Raw genomic sequence first — 20,443 nt, forward strand, 5'->3', positions numbered from 1 at the left:
AGGCCTCACTATCAAGATAGCAAGCAAAAGAAGTTTTTGCGTATAAAAAAGCGGCAGAAGGTTGCCCTTCTGCCGCAAACCACCGATCAGAACGCCTGACCAGAGAGTGCTAATTGGCGTAATTTGCCTCACGCCTTAAATAATCGACGGTTCAGATTTCAAAACCCAAACCAAAATCTTCGCTGGAGATGGCCATTAGGCTGGAAGCGCCGGATTGAATCATCTGCGCATGTGCCTTGGTGCGCGGCAGTAGCCGCTGGTAATAGAAGCGGGCAGTATTCAACTTAGCGGTGTAGAAGGCTTTATCGTCACCCTCTAAAGAAGCAGACGCCTGCTTGGCCGCGCGGGCAAATAAGTAGGCCAGCGTGACGTAGCCGGAATACATGAGGTAATCAACGCTCGCCGCACCAACTTCTTCGCGGTCTTGCATTGCCTTCATGCCTACGCCCATAGTCAGTTCGCCCCACTCGGCATTGAGCTTAGCCAGCGGCTCGACAAACTCTTTAAGAGCTGGGTTATCGGCTTCAGCTTTACAGAACTTATGGATCTCTTTGGTGAAGACCTTCAGCGATTCACCCTGACTCATGAGTACTTTACGGCCCAGCAGATCAAGCGCCTGGATACCGGTAGTACCTTCATAAAGCCGAGTAATGCGAGCATCGCGTACCAATTGCTCCATGCCCCACTCTTTAATGAAGCCATGACCACCGTAGATCTGAACGCCCTCGTTAGTGCTTTCAAAACCAACTTCGGTCAGGAAGGCCTTAACAATAGGTGTTAGCAAGCCAAGCAGGGTTTCAGCGTGATCTCGCTCTTCACCCGGCTCACCATGCTCCACCACGTCAAGCATTTGCGCGGCATAAAGCACCAACATACGCCCGCCTTCGGCGAAGGCTTTCTGGGTCAGCAGCATGCGGCGAACATCGGGGTGAACGATAATCGGATCAGCGGGCTTTTCAGGTGCCTGCTTGCCCGATAATCCACGCATCTGTAGCCGATCGCGAGCATAGCTCAATGAATTCTGAAAACTGGCTTCAATCAAGCCCAGCCCTTGAATGCCCACCCCGAGACGCGCTGCGTTCATCATGGTGAACATGCACGCCAGCCCTTTATTGGGTGGCCCTACCAGATAGCCGGTTGCGCCATCGAAGTTCATCACGCAGGTGGCATTACCATGAATGCCCATTTTGTGCTCGAGCGAACCGCAGGTGACGCCATTACGCTCACCCACACTACCTTGGGCATCAGGCAAAAACTTGGGCACTACAAATAGCGAGATACCTTTAGAGCCTTCCGGCGCATCCGGCAGCTTTGCCAATACTAAATGAACGATATTTTCAGCCAGATTATGCTCTCCGGCGGAGATAAAGATTTTGGTGCCGGTAATCGCATAGGCGTCGCCATCGATAGGCACTGCTCGCGTCTTGATCAAACCGAGGTCAGTACCGCAATGCGGCTCGGTTAGGCACATGGTGCCCGTCCATACCCCTTCAACCAGCTTAGTGAGGTACGTCGTTTTTTGCTCGTCGGTGCCATGGTGCTTCAGCGCATCAGCCGCGCCATGAGAAAGCCCAGGGTACATCCCCCACGCCAGGTTAGTCGCGCAGATCATTTCCGACAGTAGCATCGCCAATGAAGGCGGCAACCCCTGACCACCATGAGCAGGATCGGCAGCCAGGCTCGGCCAGCCGCCTTCTACATACTGCTGATAAGCCTCTTTAAAACCATTAGGCGCTTTGACTTCACCTCCCTCTAACTGGCAGCCCTCTTCATCGCCACTCTGATTGATCGGTAACAGCACCTCACGGGCGAAGCGTGCACCCTCTTCCAAAATAGCGCTGACCACGTCTGGCGATGCATCGTCGCCGCTGGGTAAACGTGCATAGTGAGCGGGGTAATCGAACATTTCGTCCATGACGAAACGCATATCACGAATAGGGGCCTGATAACTGGGCATCGCACTTCTCCAAAAAGGGTGGTTGAGAGCCGAACAGCACATATAAGCTCACGGCTTTCAAACGCATGTTTGAAAATTAGCGCGGACGCCACGCAGAGTCAAGCGAGCGTTTTAATTTAGCCTAAAAATACTCTAGAACTTTGGTCGCCCAACCAATAAACCCTTGGTGCTAATAATAAAAAAACTCGCCAGCTAAAAGCTGACGAGTTTCCCTATTGCCCTTCCACCTACCTATCACCTACTTACTGCATGCGAATACCACCGTCTAAACGAATCAACTCGCCGTTGAGCATGGGATTGGTAATAATCTGCTCGGCTAATTGAGCAAATTCATCTGGCTTACCCAAACGCTTAGGAAATGGCACCGCTGCTGCTAGCGCTTCGGCAGCTTCATCAGGAATTTCACTCATCATCGGCGTTTCAAATACGCCCGGGGCAATGGCCATGACCCGGATAGCGTGCCGGGAAAGCTCGCGGGCAGCGGGAAGACTCATACCCACAACACCCGCTTTAGAGGCGCTGTAAGCGCACTGCCCTACCTGACCATCAAAAGCAGCGATTGAAGCGGTATTAATGATCACTCCGCGCTCGCCACTCTCATTAGGCACATTTTTAGCCATCGCGGCAGCCGCAAGCCGCATAACGTTAAAAGTGCCGATCAGGTTGATGTTGATCGTTTTAGCGTAGCTGTCTAAATCAGCCGGGTTGCCCTCACGATCCACCAACTTGGCCACACTGACCACGCCTGCGCAGTGAACTACCCCAGAAAGCCCACGATCGCCGCCCAGTGCTACCGCTTTATCGACTGCCTGCTGCATCTGTTCGGCTGAAGTGATATCCGCCAGGCACGCTTGAGCCTGCTCTCCCAACTGCTTAGCATGAGTTTTGACGCTATCGTTTAGATCACACAAAACGACGCGAGCCCCCGCCGCTACTAACCGCTCTGCGGTTGCTGCCCCAAGCCCCGAAGCGGCACCGGTAATTAAAAACGTACTATCCTTAACCTGCATAACCGTATTCCCTATGGTTGTTGTGGATGGCTGTTATGCTTACTTGGCAGCCTTGGCTTCTTCTACCGCCTGGGCACGCAATTTGAAGCGCTGAATCTTACCGCTGGGGGTTTTAGGCAGCTCATCGACAAACTCAATAATGCGTGGGAAGGCATGGGTTGACAGCCGCTCCCTTACCCGCTGCTTAATCTCATCTGCAAGCTCGTCGCTTGCCTCATAGCCTTCTCTCAGCACGATATACGACTTGATCACCTCACCGCGAATCTCATCGGGCTGCCCCACTGCCGCAGACTCGGCGACTGCAGGATGCGTCATCACGCTATTCTCTACGTCCGTAGGCCCCACCCGGTAACCCGCCGTGGTAATAATGTCGTCGTCACGCCCGGCAAATTGAAAGGTGCCGTCTTTATTGCGGATAACCACATCGCCAGTCAGATAATAGCCCTCTACAAAGGGGTTCTTCTCTTGCCATGTGTAGCCCTGGAAAAAGTGCGCAGGGGAGTTCTTGATATCGACGGCGAGAACACCAGGCTCGCCGGCAGGCAGCTCTTTATACTCCGCATCCAAAATCGCCAGGCGATAACCTGGCATCGGCACGCCCATTGCACCCACATGTTTGAGATGATCAAGAGCGTGGTGGTTATTGCACGTCATACCGGTTTCGGTCTGGCCGTAGTGATCCATAACCGGACAGCCCAGCGATTTCTCAACCCAGGTCACCACTTCCGTGTTTAGAGGCTCGCCCGCCGAACTCGCCGCACGCAGCTCTAGCGTTTCATGGGCGTCATCAAACAGGCCTGATGCCTTCATTAGCCGGTAAGCGGTCGGCGCAGCAGCAAAATTAGTAATGTGATGGCGCTTCATAAACGCCAGCGCACCTTCGGCGCTAAACCCTGCCTCGCAAAAATGCGTCGTCACGCCAAGCAACAGTGGCCCGGTAATCGCGTAGTAAAGACCATAGGCCCAGCCAGGGTCGGCCATATTCCAGAAACGGTCGTCATCACGCAGGTCAATGGCCAGCTCCATATAGATTGCAAAAGCGGTCATCCCTGCCAGTGGCACAGCAACGCCTTTGGGCTTGCCTACGGTGCCGGAGGTGAACATTTGCAGAAATGGCGCTTCAGGCGAGAGCCTCGGCGGCTTGTCGCTCATTGACGTATGCGTCAATGCAGCTTGCCAGTCATAATCATCAGCGTGTTCGCTAGTAGCCCCACCTACGGCGAGTACCGGTGGACATTGGCTGAGGCCATCAAATTTATAGCGATTAGCGTGATCAGTAATCACCAACTTGGAACCTGCACGCCCTAGCCGATAGTCCACCGCATCGGGGCCAAAGGCGGTAAACAGCGGCTGATAAACCGCGCCGATTCGCCAGGTAGAGAGCACCGCAATCAACAGCTGTGGCGACCGCGGCAGCATGCAGGCAATGCGGTCACCTTTACCCAATCCTTGGGATTGAAACCACCCCGCCAACTTCGCGCTCTGCTCATCTAGCTCGGCGTAAGTCAGGGTATGCATATCACCCTGGGCGTCCTCTTGAATCAGCGCCAGCACATCGCCACGGCCGGCGCGCACATGGCGACCACAACAGGCCTCAAAGGCATTTAGCAGGCCGTCCTGATGATCATCCAGGCGAGCGATAACGCTATCCACGGAAAAGTTATCGAGGTAGTGGTGATAGTCGGGCAGTGAATGTGATGTCGCTGTCATGATGGCTCTCTTGTGTTATTGGAAATGAGCTCGTAGTGAGAATTGGCGCAAGCAAAGTTGTTATATTTATCCGTTGACGTTAACGTAAGCTTAAAGATAATAGCAACGCTAAAAGTAAACAGCGCAGAGAGCAAGCACTGTTATAAATTGTAGCGTTAGACGTTGGTCGAGGCTGTTGTCACCGGGGCATCAAGCGGAGGTGGGCATAATCATGGCGACCAGCTCGTCAGCGAGGTCATCAGGCGAACGGGGGCCGTTGGGGTCGTACCATCTCACCGTCCAGTTCAGCGCCCCCAACACAAAGCGCGAGACAAGAAAGCGGTCACCATGGATCAATCCTGCTTCCAAAGCATCGTCGATAACATCGACCCATAGCGCCTCGTAGGCATCACGTAAATGGCTCAAATGGGCGCTGGCCGCTGGGTCGAGTCGTCGCCACTCAAACAGTGCCACCACATGGGCATTGCGGTCAGTTAAGAGAGTTTCGAGATGGGCACGTACCATAGCGCGCAGCCGAACTTCAGGCTCTGCGGCACACTCATCCAGCGCCTTGCGAGCAATCATCAAGGCATTTTGAGTACCCTCTTCAATGACCGCGGCGAGGATTTCCTGCTTATCTTTAAAATGATGAAACAAGCTACCGGACTTAATGCCCATTTCCTGCGCCAACATGCGCACCGTAGTGCGGTCAAAGCCCTCTTGGACGAATAGCTGAGCAGCGAGGCGCGTCAATTCCTTGCGGCGAGGGGATGCATTCATTACATTCATGTCATTTACACTAGCGCTTGCTTGGTTACTCTGGAGAGAACCACAGCACCGCCTACGGGTCAACGTATCACCCACTAGTCTGCATGATAATCACAATAAACCTGAAGGAGATTGGCCATGAGTAACCCCACCGATGTTGTATTTCTAGCCGCCAAACGCACGCCGATGGGCGGCATGATGGGCAGCCTGGCGAGCATGACAGCGCCACAACTTGGTGCAATCGCCATCAAAGCGGCAATAGAAGAGGCCGGCATTGATCCTGCGGCCATCACCGAAGGCATTATGGGCTGTGTACTGCCTGCGGGCGTTAAGCAGGGCCCGGCACGTCAGGCAATGCGCCAAGCGGGCATTCCTGATGCCAATGGCGCCACCACGATTAACAAGCTGTGCGGCTCGGGTATGAAAGCAGCCATGCTTGCACACGATTTAATCAAAGCGGGCAGTGGCGATATTTTGCTGGCTGGCGGTATGGAGTCCATGTCTAACGCTCCACACGTGCTTACCAAGGCGCGCGGTGGCTACCGGCTGGGGCACGGTGAGCTAAAAGACCATATGTTTTTGGATGGGTTAGAAGACGCCGAAACGGGCAAATTAATGGGCGTTTTTGCCCAGGATGTGGCTACTCAGCGCGGCTATACTCGTGAGCGTCTGGATGATTTTGCTATTGCGTCCCTTGAGCGCGCCATGGACGCCACCAACGCAGGCCACCTAAGCGCAGAAATGGCACCTGTGATGGTCACCTCTCGCCAGGGCGAAACCCTTGTCGAACACGATGAGCAACCCTTCCAAGCCAAGCTCGACAAAATCCGCCAGCTGCGCCCAGCCTTTGCCAAAGAAGGCACGATTACCGCCGCCAACGCCAGCTCAATTTCCGACGGCGCTTCGGCACTTATCTTGGCTAGTCAGGAAGCTGCGGATCAGCAAGGCATTAAGCCGCTAGCACGTATGCTAGGCCACACCACTCACTCGCGACACCCTAGCGAGTTCACCATCGCGCCTGTGGGTGCGATTGAAAAGCTGATGAAAAAGCTAGATTGGGGCGTTAATGACGTTGATCTGTTTGAAATCAACGAAGCCTTTGCGGTGGTCACACTAATGGCCATGGATGACTTGGGTCTCCCACATGACAAGGTCAATGTCTTTGGCGGCGCCTGCGCCCAAGGCCACCCGATTGGCTCTACCGGCTCACGCATCATCGCCACGCTCATTCATGCACTGCGCACTAAAGGCGGTAAACGCGGCATTGCAAGCTTATGCATTGGCGGCGGCGAAGCAACGGCCGTCGCCGTTGAGCTAATCGATTAGTCAGTAGGTTAAACCATTCCGATTAACGCCCTGGCAGAATGTCAGCCAGGGCGTTTTAGCCAACCCTTGATTAATGCTATGAAACGGCAAGCAAACGGGCTTTACGGTCATCATGCTGGGGTCGTGCTATGGCTGATCCATCTTGGCTAAGCTGCTCCCATTCGGGATATTCGACATCATTTCCATTGACATGATATCGGCCTGCTTCAGCTACTTCCTCGACAACACTGAATTGACCGGCATATTCACGCATCTGCAAGGCTTCTTGGGATAACACTTCTGCGCTCTGGGCCGCCTGATTGACTAGGCGCATAGTGTCTTGGGTGGTGGTATCGATTTGGGTAACCGCCTGATTGACCTCTTCAATGCCTCGCCGCTGCTCCTCTGAAGCATGGGTAATTTGCGTCATCATCGTGTTGACGTTACCCGCTGCTTGCATGATCGCCCGAGTATGCTCACCAGCTTGCTGAGACAGTACGCTACCTTGCTGGACACTCGCACTCGACGCTTCAATGCGTATCCGAATGTCACTGGCAGCACTGGCACTACGCGTAGCCAGCGCACGCACTTCATTAGCGACCACCGCAAATCCACGCCCATGTTCACCGGCACGCGCCGCCTCAACCGAGGCATTGAGCGCTAATATATTGGTTTGGAAAGCAATGCTCTCAATCATGCGGATAATACTTTGAATCTCTTCGGAGTGATCATTTATCGCTTCCATGGTAGCGATAAACTGGGTAATCACTTCATCACCCTGCTGCGCTTTGTGAGAAACATCCGCCGTTGACTGATTAACATGCGCCGCACTTTCAGCATTCTGATTCACCGTGGCGGTTAACTGCTCCAAGCTCGCTGCCATTTGCTGCAAGGCTGACACTTGAGTGTCGGTTTGGCTCGCCAAGAGCTGGTTCTGCTCGGTCATCTCCTGACTATTGCTATACACCTGCTGGCTACTCGCATTAAGTCGATTAACCGTGGACGTCAACGAGTGCTGCATCTTTTCCAACTCACTAAACAGCTGACCAATTTCATTGGTTGAATATGCCGTTACCGGCGCAGACAGATCCCCGTTAGCAATGCGCTGGAAATGCCCGGTAATCGTCTTCAATGGGCGAAGCACGTTTTTTCGCACGCCCCATACCACTACCGTCACTACCAACAACGCAGCGCCTAGCGCCGCAATCACGCCCCAAAAAAGTACCGATGACACCTGCTCAAAACGCATTAGCAAGGTACTACCCCGCTGAGCGGAAGCGGCAAAAAAGCCCTCGGCACTCTCTACAAACCGCTGACTGCTATCATCCACCCGCGACTCACCCGAAAGAAAACCTGGCACATCGCGCTCTTCAAGCATCATCATCTGTAGACTGAGATTATTGTTAAAGAAAGATCGATAGTTAGCGGTTAACTGATCAACCAGCGCCTGCTGATCTTGATCAAAATCACTGGCTGTAAATCGATTGAAATGCTCAGACGCCTCGTCGAGCAAACGTTGAGCCTCCTCAACAAGCGGTTCGGGGCGATCGAAAGAAGGGGTACGGATTAACTCCGCCGCCCGGTTCATCTGAATTCGCGCACGCAGTAGCTGAGTGTAAGCACCATCTAGCTCACGAATTTGCGCCATGTCCCTTTCATGAAGTGACGTGAATGCCTCACGGCCAAAATGGTTGGCAAACAATCCCAGTGCACCAATGACGAGAACCAAACCACTGAACGCAACTAGCACAAGCGTCCAGCTTGCTTTAACACTTAAGTTATTAATCCATTTCATCTCGACCCACCCCTTTCAGTAAGATTAATCAGACTTGTGGAGGGGCAGCCAAAGCTGCAGGCGCCGACGAATCTCTAATAACGCCTGCTCATAAGCATCCGGCTTGCCAATAAGGCGCGGGTCGCGAATATCCCAGTGAAACACTTCTTGCGCATCACCTAACCACTCGCGGCACGCCTGTTGGGCCTTATCGCAGAGTATAATGACGAAATCGAAAGACTCGCTTTCAAACTCATCCAACGACTTACTGCGCAAGCCCTCGGTAGGAAGCCCCTGCTTTCGCAACGCTTCGAGTGTCAACGCATGGGGCTCATCGGGCTCAGAACCGGCACTAAACGCTTCAAAACGATCATCTGCCATATGGCGAAGCAGCGCCTCTCCCATCAGAGATCGTGCAGAGTTAGCATTGCAGAGAAACAGCACGCGGCGCTTCGTCATAAATAAACAGCCTCTTATGTATTCAGTGGTTGTCACTCTACGCCGGATTCATGACGGCAATATTGCAGTTATATAGCAGCGCTAGAAATATACGAAAAAACATATATCATGAAGCCATTAACCTAAGATGGCTCAAAAACTGGTAGACCGCGATGAACTCACTGAATGATTTTTCTGACCTCAATGATTTACCCAATATAGACGCTGAGCTCTTTGAGCAACCCAGCTGCGAGCGGCTGGGGATCCCACAAAACGCTGAACACGCGCCTAAAATATTGCTGCTATATGGATCCCTGCGTGAACGCTCCTTCAGCCGCTTGGCGGTTGAAGAAGCCGCTCGCTTGCTAAATGCCATGGGCGCAGAAACAAGAATCTTTGACCCCAGGGGGCTGCCGTTACCGGATTCTGAAGATGCCAGTCACCCGAAAGTCGACGAGCTACGTCAATTGGCTCAATGGGCCGAAGGGATGGTGTGGTGTTCGCCTGAACGTCACGGCGCGATGACCGGCATTATGAAAGCGCAAATAGATTGGATACCGCTTGCGCTAGGTGGCGTGCGGCCTACCCAAGGCAAGACATTAGCGGTAATGCAGGTGTGCGGCGGTTCGCAATCATTCAACACGGTCAATCAGCTGCGTATTTTGGGGCGCTGGATGCGTATGCTGACAATCCCCAATCAATCATCTGTGCCTAAGGCTTTTATGGAGTTTGATGATAATGACCGCATGAAGCCCTCACCGTTTTATGACCGTATCGTGGATGTCATGGAAGAGCTGGTGAAATTCACAATACTAGTACGTGATCGCAGCGATCTGTTAACGGATCGGTATTCGGAACGCAAAGAAAGCGCGGAAGAACTCTCCAAGCGTGTGAACCAGCGCGCCATCTAATAGGGAACTCCACATGTCAGCACTGCAAGACAATGCATCACCCTCCACCGTAGAAGGAATGGGAGTATTTGAGCGCTATCTCTCGCTATGGGTAGCGCTTGCCATTGTGGTGGGCATCTTGGTTGGGCAATTTATCCCATCGGTACCGGAAACGCTTTCACGTTTTGAAGTGGCTCAAGTATCGATTCCGGTGGCGGTACTCATTTGGGCGATGATATTTCCCATGATGGCGCAAATTGACTTCACCTCGATACTCGGTGTTCGGCGCCAGCCAAAAGGTTTGATTATCACTACATCGGTGAACTGGTTGATTAAACCTTTCACTATGTTCGCGATCTCCTGGCTGTTTTTGATGGTGATCTTTCGGCCGTTTATTCCCGCCGAGTTAGCCAGCCAGTATTTAGCGGGCGCCATTCTGCTCGGCGCCGCACCGTGTACGGCGATGGTGTTTGTGTGGAGCTATTTAACCCGCGGCGATGCTGCCTACACCCTGGTGCAAGTAGCGCTCAACGACCTGATCATGCTGTTCGCTTTTGCACCCATCGTGGTCTTTCTGCTGGGCATTTCCAATATTCAGGTACCTTGGGACACCGTCGCCCTGTCAGTTGTACTATATATTGTGATCCCCCTGGCGGCGGGTTATATCACGCGGCAAAGCTTAATCAAAAAGCGCGGCGCCGAGTGGTACGATAACGTGTTTATGAAGCGCGTTGGCCCGATCACTCCGATTGGCTTGATCATTACCCTGGTGCTACTTTTTGCCTTCCAGGGCGAGGTCATTCTCAATAATCCGCTACATATTGTGCTGATCGCGATACCACTGATTATTCAAACATTTCTGATCTTCTTTATTGCCTATGGTTGGGCTAAAGCCTGGCGATTGCCGCATAACATTGCCGCTCCAGGGGCAATGATCGGCGCCAGCAACTTCTTTGAACTGGCGGTCGCAGCGGCTATCGCGCTGTTTGGCTTACAGTCGGGCGCTGCGCTAGCCACAGTAGTCGGCGTATTGGTCGAAGTGCCGCTTATGCTGGCGCTGGTGAGAATTGCCAATAAAACCCGCCATCATTTTCCAGCAGATGCTCACTAATCCGGAGTAAGCGCTATGGCACACTATTTGATATTTCTGGGTTCAACCCGCACCACTACGCCGCCCTCCCCCGCTCGCCTTGGTGAGCGGGTAGCAAAAGCTTGCGAGCGCTTGCTCTCCTCACTCCCCCATACAACCGCTGAGATTATTGACCCATTAGCGTTATCGCTGCAGGCGCCTTTCAAGCCGCATTTTGCTTACGCACAAGCCGATGCGCCGGATGACTTAGCTGAGCTTGCTGACAAAATCGCCGCTGCCGATGGTTACGTGATGGTCAGCCCCGAGTACAACCACTCCATGAGCCCAGCGCTAAGCCATCTACTTAACCACTTCGGCGCCTCACTGTTTGCGTTTAAACCCAGCGCCATCGTGACCTACTCAATGGGCCAATGGGGTGGCGTGCGTGCCGCCGTGGCCATGCGCGCGTTCCTCTCGGAGCTGGGCTGCCTGCCGGTGTCGGCAATGATACATATACCTAGAGCACAGGAGGCGCTGAACTTGGACGGACATTTTGGGCAGGAACAGGAACGTTGGGAAAGCTATTTCGGCCGAACATTTGGCCAATTAATGTGGTGGGCAGAAGCAGCCTCTAACTACAAAAGCCAAATAGACCCAACGAAGGTATCGCCCGCCTTTAAAACCGCGCCCTCTCAACGTAACGCGCCCGGAAGTGAAAGTAGCTAAATCAATCGTGAGGACACCATGCCTGTCACTATTTACCACAACCCCAACTGCGGTACGTCACGCAATACGCTGGCGATGATCGAAGCCTCTGGCGAATCGCCGGAGGTGATCTATTATCTGGAAACACCGCCCAGCAGGGAAAAGTTGGAAGAGCTGTTGGCGATGATGCAGATATCACCCAGAGAGCTACTACGTCAAAAAGGCACCCCCTATGACGAGCTAAAACTGGACGATCAATCTCTCAATGATGAACAACTTATCGACGCCATGATGGCCCACCCGATTCTGATTAATCGGCCCATTGCGGTCACAAATAAGGGCGCGCGGCTTTGCCGACCTTCAGAGCAGGTATTGGAACTGCTAGAGCAACCAATCGCCCACTTTACTAAAGAGGATGGTGAAACTGTTTACTATCCAGCGCGTTAATACCATAACCATGATATAGGGTGCGCAATAGACAGTATTATTGATATAGACAGCAACGCGGCAGCATTTATTGAGCAACAAGGCGGCATCGTCACTGTCCGCCTTCCCCCCCCGCCATGGCTGCTGTGGCGGGGGCGCCCGCAGGTCGAAGCCCAGATGAGTCACAGCGCTACCAGCATCATATTCAGGATGATATTTCGATCCACATTGCGCCGGAACTCGCCAACGAAAACTTGCGCATAGGAGCCGAAGGCTGGTGGAAATTGCGCCGTCTCTATGTTGATGGGGTAGCGGTTCAGTCCAAACGCATAACGAGATAGCGATGGATACAACGCTCATTGGCGATGTAAGCGTGCCGTAATCCTCGAATTCGCCCTGGCGGCTGGATTAATCTGGATAACATACGCATAAACATATATGCTTATAACAATATTCCTTACCGCTTCATACGAGGCAACCCATGTCGGAATCAAGCCCCTCCTCTCTCTCCTTCGCCCCTCGCCTGCTCAACCTCGCCAAGGAGAACCCCGCTCAAGTACGCTGGCTCGTGGCTGTGGTGGGGATATTCTTACTGATCTACTTCCTGCCCGCTGGAACGGCGCGCTTCGACAATGCCGTACTGGAAGGTATCCGGCTGACACACTGGTATGCTCAGGAGCACGTTATCCTCTGCCTATTACCGGCCTTTGTGATCGCCGGTGCTATGGCTGCCTACTTAAGCGAAGGCGCAGTCATGCGCTACCTGGGGCCTAATGCCTCTAAGCCTGTCGCCTTTGGTATGGCCTCGGTTTCCGGCACTCTACTGGCCGTCTGCTCTTGCACAGTGCTACCGCTTTTCGGCGGTATTTATCGCCGGGGCGCGGGTCTGGGGCCGGCCATTGCCTTTCTCTATTCGGGGCCAGCCATCAATATCATGGCTATTGTGGTAACCGCCAAAGTACTGGGTTTGGAGCTGGGGTTGGCTAGGGCAATCGGTGCGATTGTTTTTGCCGTGGTAATCGGCATTATCATGCACCTGATCTACCGTCACGAGGAGCAGGCCCGTGCAACCAAAAACAGCCGTGGCTTCAATGGAGAGCTCTCCCGCCCGCTAGGCCAGATCGGCGTATTCTTTGGCCTGATGGTGGGTATTCTAGTCTTCGCCAACTGGGCCGCTGCCGACAGCACTACCTGGATGACCATTCATGCGTTTAAGTGGCATATAACCGCCGTTCTCTCTGGGCTTTTCGCCCTGCTACTGATGCGTCGCTGGAGCTGGCCGCTTCATCAAGTAGCGGTATTGGCGGGTGCCGTAGGAATTGCTGCTTTGCTAATGCCCAACGTACCGGAGCTGGCTTTCGCGATAGGCATCATCGGCCTCATGCTAATCGCCACCCTGCGTGACGACGACCGCGAGTGGGCAGAACAGAGCTGGGGATTCACCAAACAGATTATGCCACTACTGTTAGCCGGGGTATTCGTGGCCGGACTGCTGCTGGGCCGCCCAGGTGAAGAAGGACTCATTCCCTCAGAATGGGTGGTGCTGGCGGTAGGAGACAACGGTTTACGCTCTACCTTCCTCGCCTCGCTGCTGGGCGGCTTTATGTATTTCTCGACCCTCACCGAGGTGCCCATCGTTCAAGGTTTGATAGGTAATGGCATGGGCAAGGGCCCGGCGCTGGCACTGCTGCTGGCGGGGCCGGCGCTGTCATTGCCCAATATGCTGGTGATTCGCACTATTATTGGCACCCAGAAAACCCTCGTTTACTGCACGCTAGTCGTGGTGATGGCGACGCTGTCCGGCTATCTTTATGGTCAGTTTTGGCCTTGAGAAATATCCCCGCCATTGCTGTAGGCCAGCTTGTTCAAACCAAAAGGAGTGACTCCATGAAACTCAAAATATACGGCAGCGGCTGCAAGAAGTGCCAACAACTTACTGCCAATGCAACAGAGGCCGCCGAAGCACTCGGCTTAACGGTGGAAATCGAGAAAGTGACCGACGTGAACGCCATTATTGATGAAGGCATCATGCGTACGCCTGCGCTAGGTATCGATGACAACGTCGTGATTGAAGGTAAAGTAGCCAGCGCAGAGGAGATTCAGAAACTACTCAAGCAATAGCTCTTTATTCAAGATATTTTCAAGGAATTGGAATGTCCGCTGAAAGGTTATCCCAGGTTTTACTTCCCTGGGCATTGGTCGGTGTGATGATGACAATGGGCCTCAATCTGACCAAAATAGACTTTGCCAAAACCTGTCACCATATTCGCCGCCGGGTTGCTGCTGGTCTCGCTGGTGCCAGGGGGGGCAACCTCAAACATGTTCAGCTATCTCGTCCAGGGGATCTGGCCTTACCCGTCAATTTGACCGCCATTGCTGTGGTGCTTGCTCCTTGGGAGCCTACAACGCTACGTCCACCTACCCTGTGCGGATGTCTCAGATAACTGCTGCTTTTGCCCGCGCGTCGCATAGCGACTTTCGCGTGCTAGTTCCCTCTATGGTGATTCGGCATCTTCTCGGCACGGTGCAACAGTCATTCTCAACGGTCAGAGGGTGCATCCCGACCGGTTGCTCGCAGAAGGATTTCACTTTCGCTTTCCGCAGATCCGCCCAGCGGTCTACAACATACTCTCCTGAGTCGTGGCTCGCGCTAAGCCGTTAAACAACGGCTACACTTCATCAAGTGTCCTGCCTCACCGGGCCTACAGTTGGATCGCATGGTAAACGCCATCAAGGTGAGTACTGTTATCGCGTGGAAGCGGAGCATTATTCAATCACCCGCATTCAGGAGAAGCATCATGGCCTTCCGACAGGTAAAAGATCTACTTACATGGATTTACGATTTTCATCATCGGCTGTCAGATCAGTACTCAACCCTGGCGAACCAACAATCTGACGAGCGCATGAAGATGGCACTCGTTTTCCTAGCTGACCGCGAGCGGCGCATGCGCGACGCTATGGAAAGCTATTTAGAGGATGCAGACGATGGCTTGCTGTCCACATGGTTAATCGACCACCAGAATTTTGGGCATCCAAGCCTGCTGGAGCGCGTGCCTCTATGTGCAGGGTGTTCCGATTTGCATGATATTCTGGCTAACGTCATGGCGACTCACCAACTTCTCAAAGATATGTATCTATTGCGTGCTGAATTGGCGGATATGCCAGAGGAAGCCGAGCTCTTTCAGCAGTTAGCGGCGAATCAGGATGCAGAAGCGCGCCTGCAGAGCCGAGACATTGCTAGGCTTGAGATCTACTAATTAACATTCGAAATGTGTAGATCTCGCCTCTAAAATTGTATTGTTTCTCATGAGCAGATGGGTGGATTATCCGAGTAACATTCTAGTCACTCCACTTTTCATGAGCTGCTTGAAAAATACCCCCTTAGAAAATCGAGCTAGCCCGCCACCAGCGCACGCAGCCTGCATGCACCAACAGGATCCTCCGCCAGCATAGGTACAACGGCATAACGGAGGCTAAGCTTTTCTTGAACACGCTTAATCTCCGGCGCTTCCGTCGCGGCCCGAGCAACAAGGAGCGGATGTGTCGTTTCGGTAGCGGCAAGACTAGCGTTGACTACCCAAGCGTAGGGCGTAATCTCCGCTCTCTTGAGGTCGTCCTGTAACCGCGCCGCTTCTAGCACCGGGGTGGTTTCCGGCAACGTTACAATAAGCACCTTCGTTTGCGATGGGTCTTGAAGACGCATCATTGGCGTTACCATGCGTGCACTTGTTTCGCTCGCATGACGCAAAATATCTCGATGGTAGGACCCCGTTGCATCCAGCAGCAACAGCGTATGACCCGTAGGTGCCGTATCCATCACCACAAACTTGCGTCCGGCTGCACGAATTACTCTTGAGAAGGCCTGGAATACGGCAATCTCCTCTGTACAGGGCGAACGTAAGTCCTCTTCCAGCATCTTGCGACCCTGTGCATCAAGGCTGGCACCACGGGTCGCCATAATGTGATCGCGATAAACCTGCGTTTCCACTGCGGGATCAATGCGACTTACCTCTAAGTTGTCGATGTCGCCCGCCAGGGTTTCGGTCAGATGCGCGGCCGGGTCGGTCGTGGTCAGTAACACGTCGTGTCCACGGGCAGCCAGCTCTACGGCCACTGCTGCCGCGATGGTGGTTTTCCCAACGCCCCCTTTACCCATGGTCATCACCAAACCTTTACCATCGGCTTCAATAGCATCTACCAAGTGAGATAACGTCGGTAAATGGGTTATCGCATTGTGGGTTGCTTCTGGATGCATAGCGTCAACCGGTTGGTTCATGCGCCGCAAGGCATCCAGCCCTACCAGGTTTTCAGGGCGCAGATAAAAACGAGTTTGCGGTAAGCTCGCAAGCGCCGTACTGATTCCATTGATAGCGTCTCCTTCTCGGCCAATCATACTGTTGGCAAGCGGATCGCCCAGCGCATCCTCCGGCATTACACCGTTAATCGCTAAATGCTGATTTTGTATGCCAATATCGGCCAATTCCCGGTGCGTTCTCGCCGCCTCGGATAATGAGCTAGTACGTGGCCTAGTAACGAGGATGAGTCGCGTCAGGTCAGCATTCGAGAGACTTTCCACCGCTGCAGCGTAACGCTCACGTTGCTTTTCCAATCCAGCTAGTGGCCCAAGGCATGAGGCATCACCACCGGTTTCCAGAAATCCGCTCCAGGCGCCAGGTAACTTGAGAAGTCGTATAGTGTGGCCGGTCGGTGCCGTGTCAAAAATGATGTGGTCATAGCGCTCGATTAGCGCTTGATCGGTCAACAACGCCGTAAACTCATCAAACGCCGCAATTTCGGTGGTACAAGCACCTGACAACTGTTCTTGAATACTGGCGAGAGCTTTTTCAGGTAGAGTGTTGCGTATCGGGCCGATGATCCTTTCGCGGTACTCCTCTGCGGCTGCTTCTGGGTCTATTTCCAGTGCCTCCAGGCTAGGCACATTGGCAATTGACGTGATGTGATTGCCTATCTTGGTGTCGAACACCTGACCAACGTTCGAGGCGGGATCGGTACTGACCAGTAAAACCCGCTTTCCAGCGTCAGCGAGATTAACGGAGGTCGCACATGCCAATGAGGTTTTACCGACGCCTCCCTTACCAGTAAAGAAGACGAATTTTGGAAGATTAGTGAACATAGCTTTGCTCCTTAGCCGCAATTGCTGTTGGTGTCATAGGTACAGCAGGTGTCTAGCTGCGGGGCTGTTTCATGATGTTTAACAACGACCCTGCTCCAGTTGGCAAGCTCTTCGCGTGACGGGTATTTCGCCCTGGAAACAAGCTTATCGTTGACCAGAACCGCTGGCAGATCATCGCCTCCCGAGGCCTGCATCAACGCGTTCACTTCGGGGTTGGCTGCGAACTCGGTGGGTTCTTGGCTAAGATTTATTCGCCGCACGGTAACGCCCTGGCTTTTCAGCCAGTCCAAATCGGCGGCAAACGTTATTAGCTGTTGATCGACGTCGGCGCCGCAAACGCCGGTTGAGCAACACATGGGTGGGTCATAAACCGTTATCGTGGTCATACTAATATCGCCTTTTAAAATCTGAATAGTAAGAAATAGCGGTGGCTCGACGGCTTATCATTCAGGCTTGCTCGGTACGACCAGTACGGGACAATGGGCATCACGCGCAATATTCTCGGCGGTACTGCCGAGCAGAAATTCGTGAATCCGATTGCGCCCCCGCTTCCCAATGACCACTAGATCGGCAGCTTCCCGATCCGCTTCAGCGGTAATCACATTGCGCGGATTGCCATCAAGAATTCTCGTTTCTAACCCCTCTATTTGTTCAGCGAGAGTGTTCAGATGGCGCTGAGCATCTTCAATCTCACGGTCACACCCTTCAGAAGCACAGGCGGCAGCCACCGCAAGGGAGCGTTGGAAGTGCGCAGCGAGCTTGCCCGCCATTTCTTCGGCGCCTGTAACCGCTTGAGAGCCGTCTGTTGCTAGAATCATCAGCCGAAAATCTCGGCTGCCCTGATTTTCGGTAACCGGTTCTAGCCACAGAGGTCGCTGCGTAAGGCGAGCAGCATCCAATGCTGTACTACCCAGGAAAAACTCATGCCAACGGCTATATCCACGACAGCCCATTAATACCAAGTCAGCATTCAGCTCTTGCGCCGCTTCAGCAATCACGGCACCCGGCTCACCGGAGCGAACCTGACTCTCGATACTCAACGCCGACGTAGCAAGTTCACTGGCTAGATCAGCCAACTTAGCTTCATAGTGGGTACGATGGGTTTCCTGAGGGCTGGCCGGATAGCGCGTGCTAAGGACATACATTAGCGTGACGCGTTTAGTGCCCCAGGCAGTCAGCTTTTCGAGACGCTGCCTGAGTAAAGGCCATGCGGGAGAAAAATCGACAGCAATGAGGATATGTTTGAACATGTGTCGCTCCTTACTAATGTTATGCATGCGTTTTTACAGGCACGGGTAACGGCTATTCGTGCAATTCTTGGATCAGGCTTATGCCTCTTCAGCCTCAGGAAAATAATGGCGAGTCTTGTTGGCAATGCGCACTAAGGCCAGCATGATCGGCACCTCAACTAACACACCCACTACGGTTGCCAGGGCCGCACCGGATTGAAGTCCGAACAGTGCAATCGCCACAGCTACCGCCAGTTCAAAGAAGTTACTGGCACCGATCATGCCTGCTGGAGCGGCGATGTTATGCGGCACCTTCCATGCTTTGGCCCAGCCATACGCGATAAAAAAGATAAGGAAGGTTTGGATGATCAGCGGAATCGCGATTAGCACAATGTGCAACGGATTGGCGATGATCACATCGCCTTGAAAAGCAAACAGCAGTATCAAGGTGATAATCAAACCGATAGGCGTCACTGGCGCTAGGCGCTTCATAAAGACATTATCGAACCATTCAATACCGCGCCTTTTAATGACCGCCCGACGCGTTAGGTAACCAGCGCCTAAAGGAATCACGATATACAGCACGACGGACAAGATAACGGTGTCCCAAGGTACCTGGATATTCGATACACCAAGCAGGAAGACCACAATGGGCGCAAAGGCAAACAGCATAATCAAATCATTCAAGGCAACCTGCACCAGCGTGTAGGCAGCATCACCGCGGGTAAGATAGCTCCATACAAACACCATCGCCGTACAGGGAGCTGCACCCAACAGGATCGCGCCAGCTAAGTATTCGCTGGCCTTATCAGCGGGGATGAACGGCTCAAACACCACCATCAGGAAAAACCAAGCAATCGCAAACATGGTGAAGGGTTTGATCAACCAATTAACCGCCGTTGTAATCACCAAACCTTTGGGCTGTCGGCGCACCCCCAAAAGGGAAGTGAAGTCGACTTGAACCATCATCGGGAAGATCATCGCCCAGATAAGTATGGCGACGGGGATAGATACTTGGGCGTACTCAAAGCGTGAAAGGGTTTCGGGAACAGCGGGCGCGAACTGACCCAGCAGGATGCCAGCAACGATAGCCAATGCCACCCAAAGTGAAAGAAAACGCTCAAACAGACCCATACCCTCTGTGGCACTTGGGGCTTGTGAAATCTGATTCGTACTCATACCACTACTCCACTTCCAGTTAGCTTACGTTAATCGCCTGTATTAGCGTGAGTTTCTACATTTGGTTGTGATAGATCAAAGGCGGCCTAGCCATCTCATGACTCATTTATTAAGGATGAACAGCTGCTCAAGGAGGATGCGATTGGCTCGCAAACATCAGGGTGGCCAAAACAACAGTCATGTACCAAAAACTCGATCATCACCTGCATGTGACTCATGTTGGCTCGATAGATAATCGAACGGCTCTGACGCCTAGAAACCACCAACCCTGCCTGAGACAGCACAGACAAATGTGCAGACATTGTGTTGTGCGGCACGTTTAGCTGCTTAGCGATCTCACCTGCTGGAAGTCCCTCTGGCTCATGTTGAACCAACAGCCGGAATGCCTTCAGGCGAGTTTCCTGTGAAAGCGCAGCAAAGCTTTCTATTGCGTTTAATGATTCCATATGTCCAATAATATGGACATATATTATTTCTGTCAATGAATAGAATTAGCTATGTTGTGCTTTACAGAGTATTGCGGTTGTGACCATGGGCTTGAAGCATATTGCGGATAAATTACATATGGCGTGCTATATATATATTAAAGTGTATGAGCTAATGCATTTCATTTATCGACACGAGGAGTCCGTCATGCCATCTCGCGACGTCGTTATCTGTCACCCCGTCCGCACTGCTATCGGCACCTATGGAGGTAGTCTCAAAGATACGCCTGCACCCGACCTCGGTGCACGGGTCATTCAGGAGACCCTTTCCAGGTCAGGACTCAGCGCCGACAAAGTGCAATCACTGATTATGGGCCACGTTATTCAGGCGGGATGCCGCATGAACTCCGCCCGCCAGGCGGGTATCGGCGGCGGGGGTCCTTTT

The 20,443-nt window shown here is 53.0% G+C and carries 23 protein-coding genes; 12 read left to right on the forward strand and 11 right to left on the reverse strand.

Annotation, left to right across the window (positions count from 1 at the left end):
* Positions 1-151 precede the first annotated feature (151 nt).
* The 4 genes from KUC_RS10345 to KUC_RS10360 form a co-directional block, all read right to left on the reverse strand.
* On the reverse strand, positions 152-1,957 hold the full coding sequence (locus KUC_RS10345; RefSeq protein WP_007113143.1) for an acyl-CoA dehydrogenase C-terminal domain-containing protein: 1,806 nt from the start codon (positions 1,955-1,957) through the stop codon (positions 152-154).
* A 242-nt stretch (positions 1,958-2,199) separates the two neighbouring features.
* Positions 2,200-2,967, reverse strand: coding sequence for an SDR family NAD(P)-dependent oxidoreductase (locus tag KUC_RS10350; RefSeq protein ID WP_007113144.1), 768 nt, complete (start codon positions 2,965-2,967; stop codon positions 2,200-2,202).
* A gap of 39 nt (positions 2,968-3,006) precedes the next feature.
* Complete coding sequence (locus KUC_RS10355; RefSeq protein ID WP_007113145.1) at positions 3,007-4,677, reverse strand: AMP-binding protein; 1,671 nt, start codon at positions 4,675-4,677, stop codon at positions 3,007-3,009.
* 189 nt (positions 4,678-4,866) lie between these two features.
* Positions 4,867-5,436 (reverse strand): TetR/AcrR family transcriptional regulator, encoded by a 570-nt coding sequence (locus KUC_RS10360; protein ID WP_040480645.1) that lies wholly within the window; start codon positions 5,434-5,436, stop codon positions 4,867-4,869.
* Positions 5,437-5,562: 126 nt separating this feature from the next.
* On the opposite strand from KUC_RS10360, the gene KUC_RS10365 reads away from it, so the two are divergent.
* Positions 5,563-6,750 carry an acetyl-CoA C-acyltransferase gene (locus KUC_RS10365; protein WP_040480647.1) on the forward strand — a complete coding sequence of 396 codons (1,188 nt, stop codon included), beginning with the start codon at positions 5,563-5,565 and terminating at the stop codon, positions 6,748-6,750.
* A 76-nt stretch (positions 6,751-6,826) separates the two neighbouring features.
* On the opposite strand, the gene KUC_RS10370 is transcribed toward KUC_RS10365, so the two are convergent.
* Both KUC_RS10370 and KUC_RS10375 read right to left on the reverse strand, forming a co-directional pair.
* Positions 6,827-8,524 carry a methyl-accepting chemotaxis protein gene (locus tag KUC_RS10370; RefSeq protein ID WP_007113149.1) on the reverse strand — a complete coding sequence of 566 codons (1,698 nt, stop codon included), beginning with the start codon at positions 8,522-8,524 and terminating at the stop codon, positions 6,827-6,829.
* A 24-nt stretch (positions 8,525-8,548) separates the two neighbouring features.
* The gene (locus KUC_RS10375) at positions 8,549-8,962 is read right to left on the reverse strand and encodes an arsenate reductase ArsC (RefSeq protein WP_040480648.1); all 414 of its coding nucleotides are present in this window, start codon (positions 8,960-8,962) and stop codon (positions 8,549-8,551) included.
* Between the two features lie 152 nt (positions 8,963-9,114).
* On the opposite strand from KUC_RS10375, the gene arsH reads away from it, so the two are divergent.
* The 10 genes from arsH to KUC_RS10415 all read left to right on the forward strand — a co-directional run bounded on the left by arsH (position 9,115) and on the right by KUC_RS10415 (position 15,288).
* Complete coding sequence (arsH, locus tag KUC_RS10380; protein WP_007113151.1) at positions 9,115-9,852, forward strand: arsenical resistance protein ArsH; 738 nt, start codon at positions 9,115-9,117, stop codon at positions 9,850-9,852.
* A 13-nt stretch (positions 9,853-9,865) separates the two neighbouring features.
* A complete protein-coding gene (gene arsB / locus KUC_RS10385) occupies positions 9,866-10,942 on the forward strand; it encodes an ACR3 family arsenite efflux transporter (protein WP_007113152.1) in 1,077 nt (358 codons plus the stop codon).
* Between the two features lie 15 nt (positions 10,943-10,957).
* Positions 10,958-11,626: an NADPH-dependent FMN reductase gene (locus KUC_RS10390; RefSeq protein WP_007113153.1), complete on the forward strand. Its 669-nt coding sequence runs from the start codon at positions 10,958-10,960 to the stop codon at positions 11,624-11,626.
* Positions 11,627-11,644: 18 nt separating this feature from the next.
* Entirely contained in the window at positions 11,645-12,052 is a 408-nt protein-coding gene (gene arsC / locus KUC_RS10395) for an arsenate reductase (glutaredoxin) (protein WP_007113154.1), read from the forward strand.
* Between the two features lie 116 nt (positions 12,053-12,168).
* Positions 12,169-12,372: a CC/Se motif family (seleno)protein gene (locus KUC_RS20335; protein WP_007113155.1), complete on the forward strand. Its 204-nt coding sequence runs from the start codon at positions 12,169-12,171 to the stop codon at positions 12,370-12,372.
* Between the two features lie 140 nt (positions 12,373-12,512).
* Positions 12,513-13,862, forward strand: coding sequence for a permease (locus KUC_RS10405; protein WP_007113156.1), 1,350 nt, complete (start codon positions 12,513-12,515; stop codon positions 13,860-13,862).
* A 56-nt stretch (positions 13,863-13,918) separates the two neighbouring features.
* Positions 13,919-14,152 carry an MTH895/ArsE family thioredoxin-like protein gene (locus KUC_RS10410; RefSeq protein WP_007113157.1) on the forward strand — a complete coding sequence of 78 codons (234 nt, stop codon included), beginning with the start codon at positions 13,919-13,921 and terminating at the stop codon, positions 14,150-14,152.
* A gap of 32 nt (positions 14,153-14,184) precedes the next feature.
* Positions 14,185-14,475: a hypothetical protein gene (locus KUC_RS19345; RefSeq protein WP_244264784.1), complete on the forward strand. Its 291-nt coding sequence runs from the start codon at positions 14,185-14,187 to the stop codon at positions 14,473-14,475.
* Positions 14,476-14,566: 91 nt separating this feature from the next.
* Positions 14,567-14,668 (forward strand): DUF1731 domain-containing protein, encoded by a 102-nt coding sequence (locus tag KUC_RS20305; protein WP_083825769.1) that lies wholly within the window; start codon positions 14,567-14,569, stop codon positions 14,666-14,668.
* A 161-nt stretch (positions 14,669-14,829) separates the two neighbouring features.
* The gene (locus tag KUC_RS10415) at positions 14,830-15,288 is read left to right on the forward strand and encodes a hypothetical protein (protein WP_007113158.1); all 459 of its coding nucleotides are present in this window, start codon (positions 14,830-14,832) and stop codon (positions 15,286-15,288) included.
* 137 nt (positions 15,289-15,425) lie between these two features.
* Here KUC_RS10415 and arsA read toward each other — a convergent pair whose 3' ends face one another.
* From arsA to KUC_RS19355, 5 genes are all read right to left on the reverse strand, one after another.
* Complete coding sequence (arsA, locus tag KUC_RS10420) at positions 15,426-17,165, reverse strand: arsenical pump-driving ATPase (protein WP_007113159.1); 1,740 nt, start codon at positions 17,163-17,165, stop codon at positions 15,426-15,428.
* A gap of 11 nt (positions 17,166-17,176) precedes the next feature.
* The gene (gene arsD / locus KUC_RS10425; RefSeq protein ID WP_040480650.1) at positions 17,177-17,551 is read right to left on the reverse strand and encodes an arsenite efflux transporter metallochaperone ArsD; all 375 of its coding nucleotides are present in this window, start codon (positions 17,549-17,551) and stop codon (positions 17,177-17,179) included.
* Positions 17,552-17,608: 57 nt separating this feature from the next.
* Entirely contained in the window at positions 17,609-18,415 is an 807-nt protein-coding gene (locus KUC_RS10430) for a universal stress protein (protein WP_007113161.1), read from the reverse strand.
* Positions 18,416-18,493: 78 nt separating this feature from the next.
* The gene (gene arsB / locus KUC_RS10435; protein ID WP_040480652.1) at positions 18,494-19,573 is read right to left on the reverse strand and encodes an ACR3 family arsenite efflux transporter; all 1,080 of its coding nucleotides are present in this window, start codon (positions 19,571-19,573) and stop codon (positions 18,494-18,496) included.
* 95 nt (positions 19,574-19,668) lie between these two features.
* On the reverse strand, positions 19,669-20,019 hold the full coding sequence (locus KUC_RS19355; RefSeq protein ID WP_083825771.1) for an ArsR/SmtB family transcription factor: 351 nt from the start codon (positions 20,017-20,019) through the stop codon (positions 19,669-19,671).
* Between the two features lie 187 nt (positions 20,020-20,206).
* On the opposite strand from KUC_RS19355, the gene KUC_RS20040 reads away from it, so the two are divergent.
* On the forward strand, positions 20,207-20,443 hold a 237-nt coding region (locus KUC_RS20040), incomplete at its 3' end, for a thiolase family protein (RefSeq protein ID WP_503660758.1).

Origin of the sequence: Vreelandella boliviensis LC1, from assembly GCF_000236035.1 — a bacterium.
Classification (GTDB): domain Bacteria; phylum Pseudomonadota; class Gammaproteobacteria; order Pseudomonadales; family Halomonadaceae; genus Vreelandella; species Vreelandella boliviensis.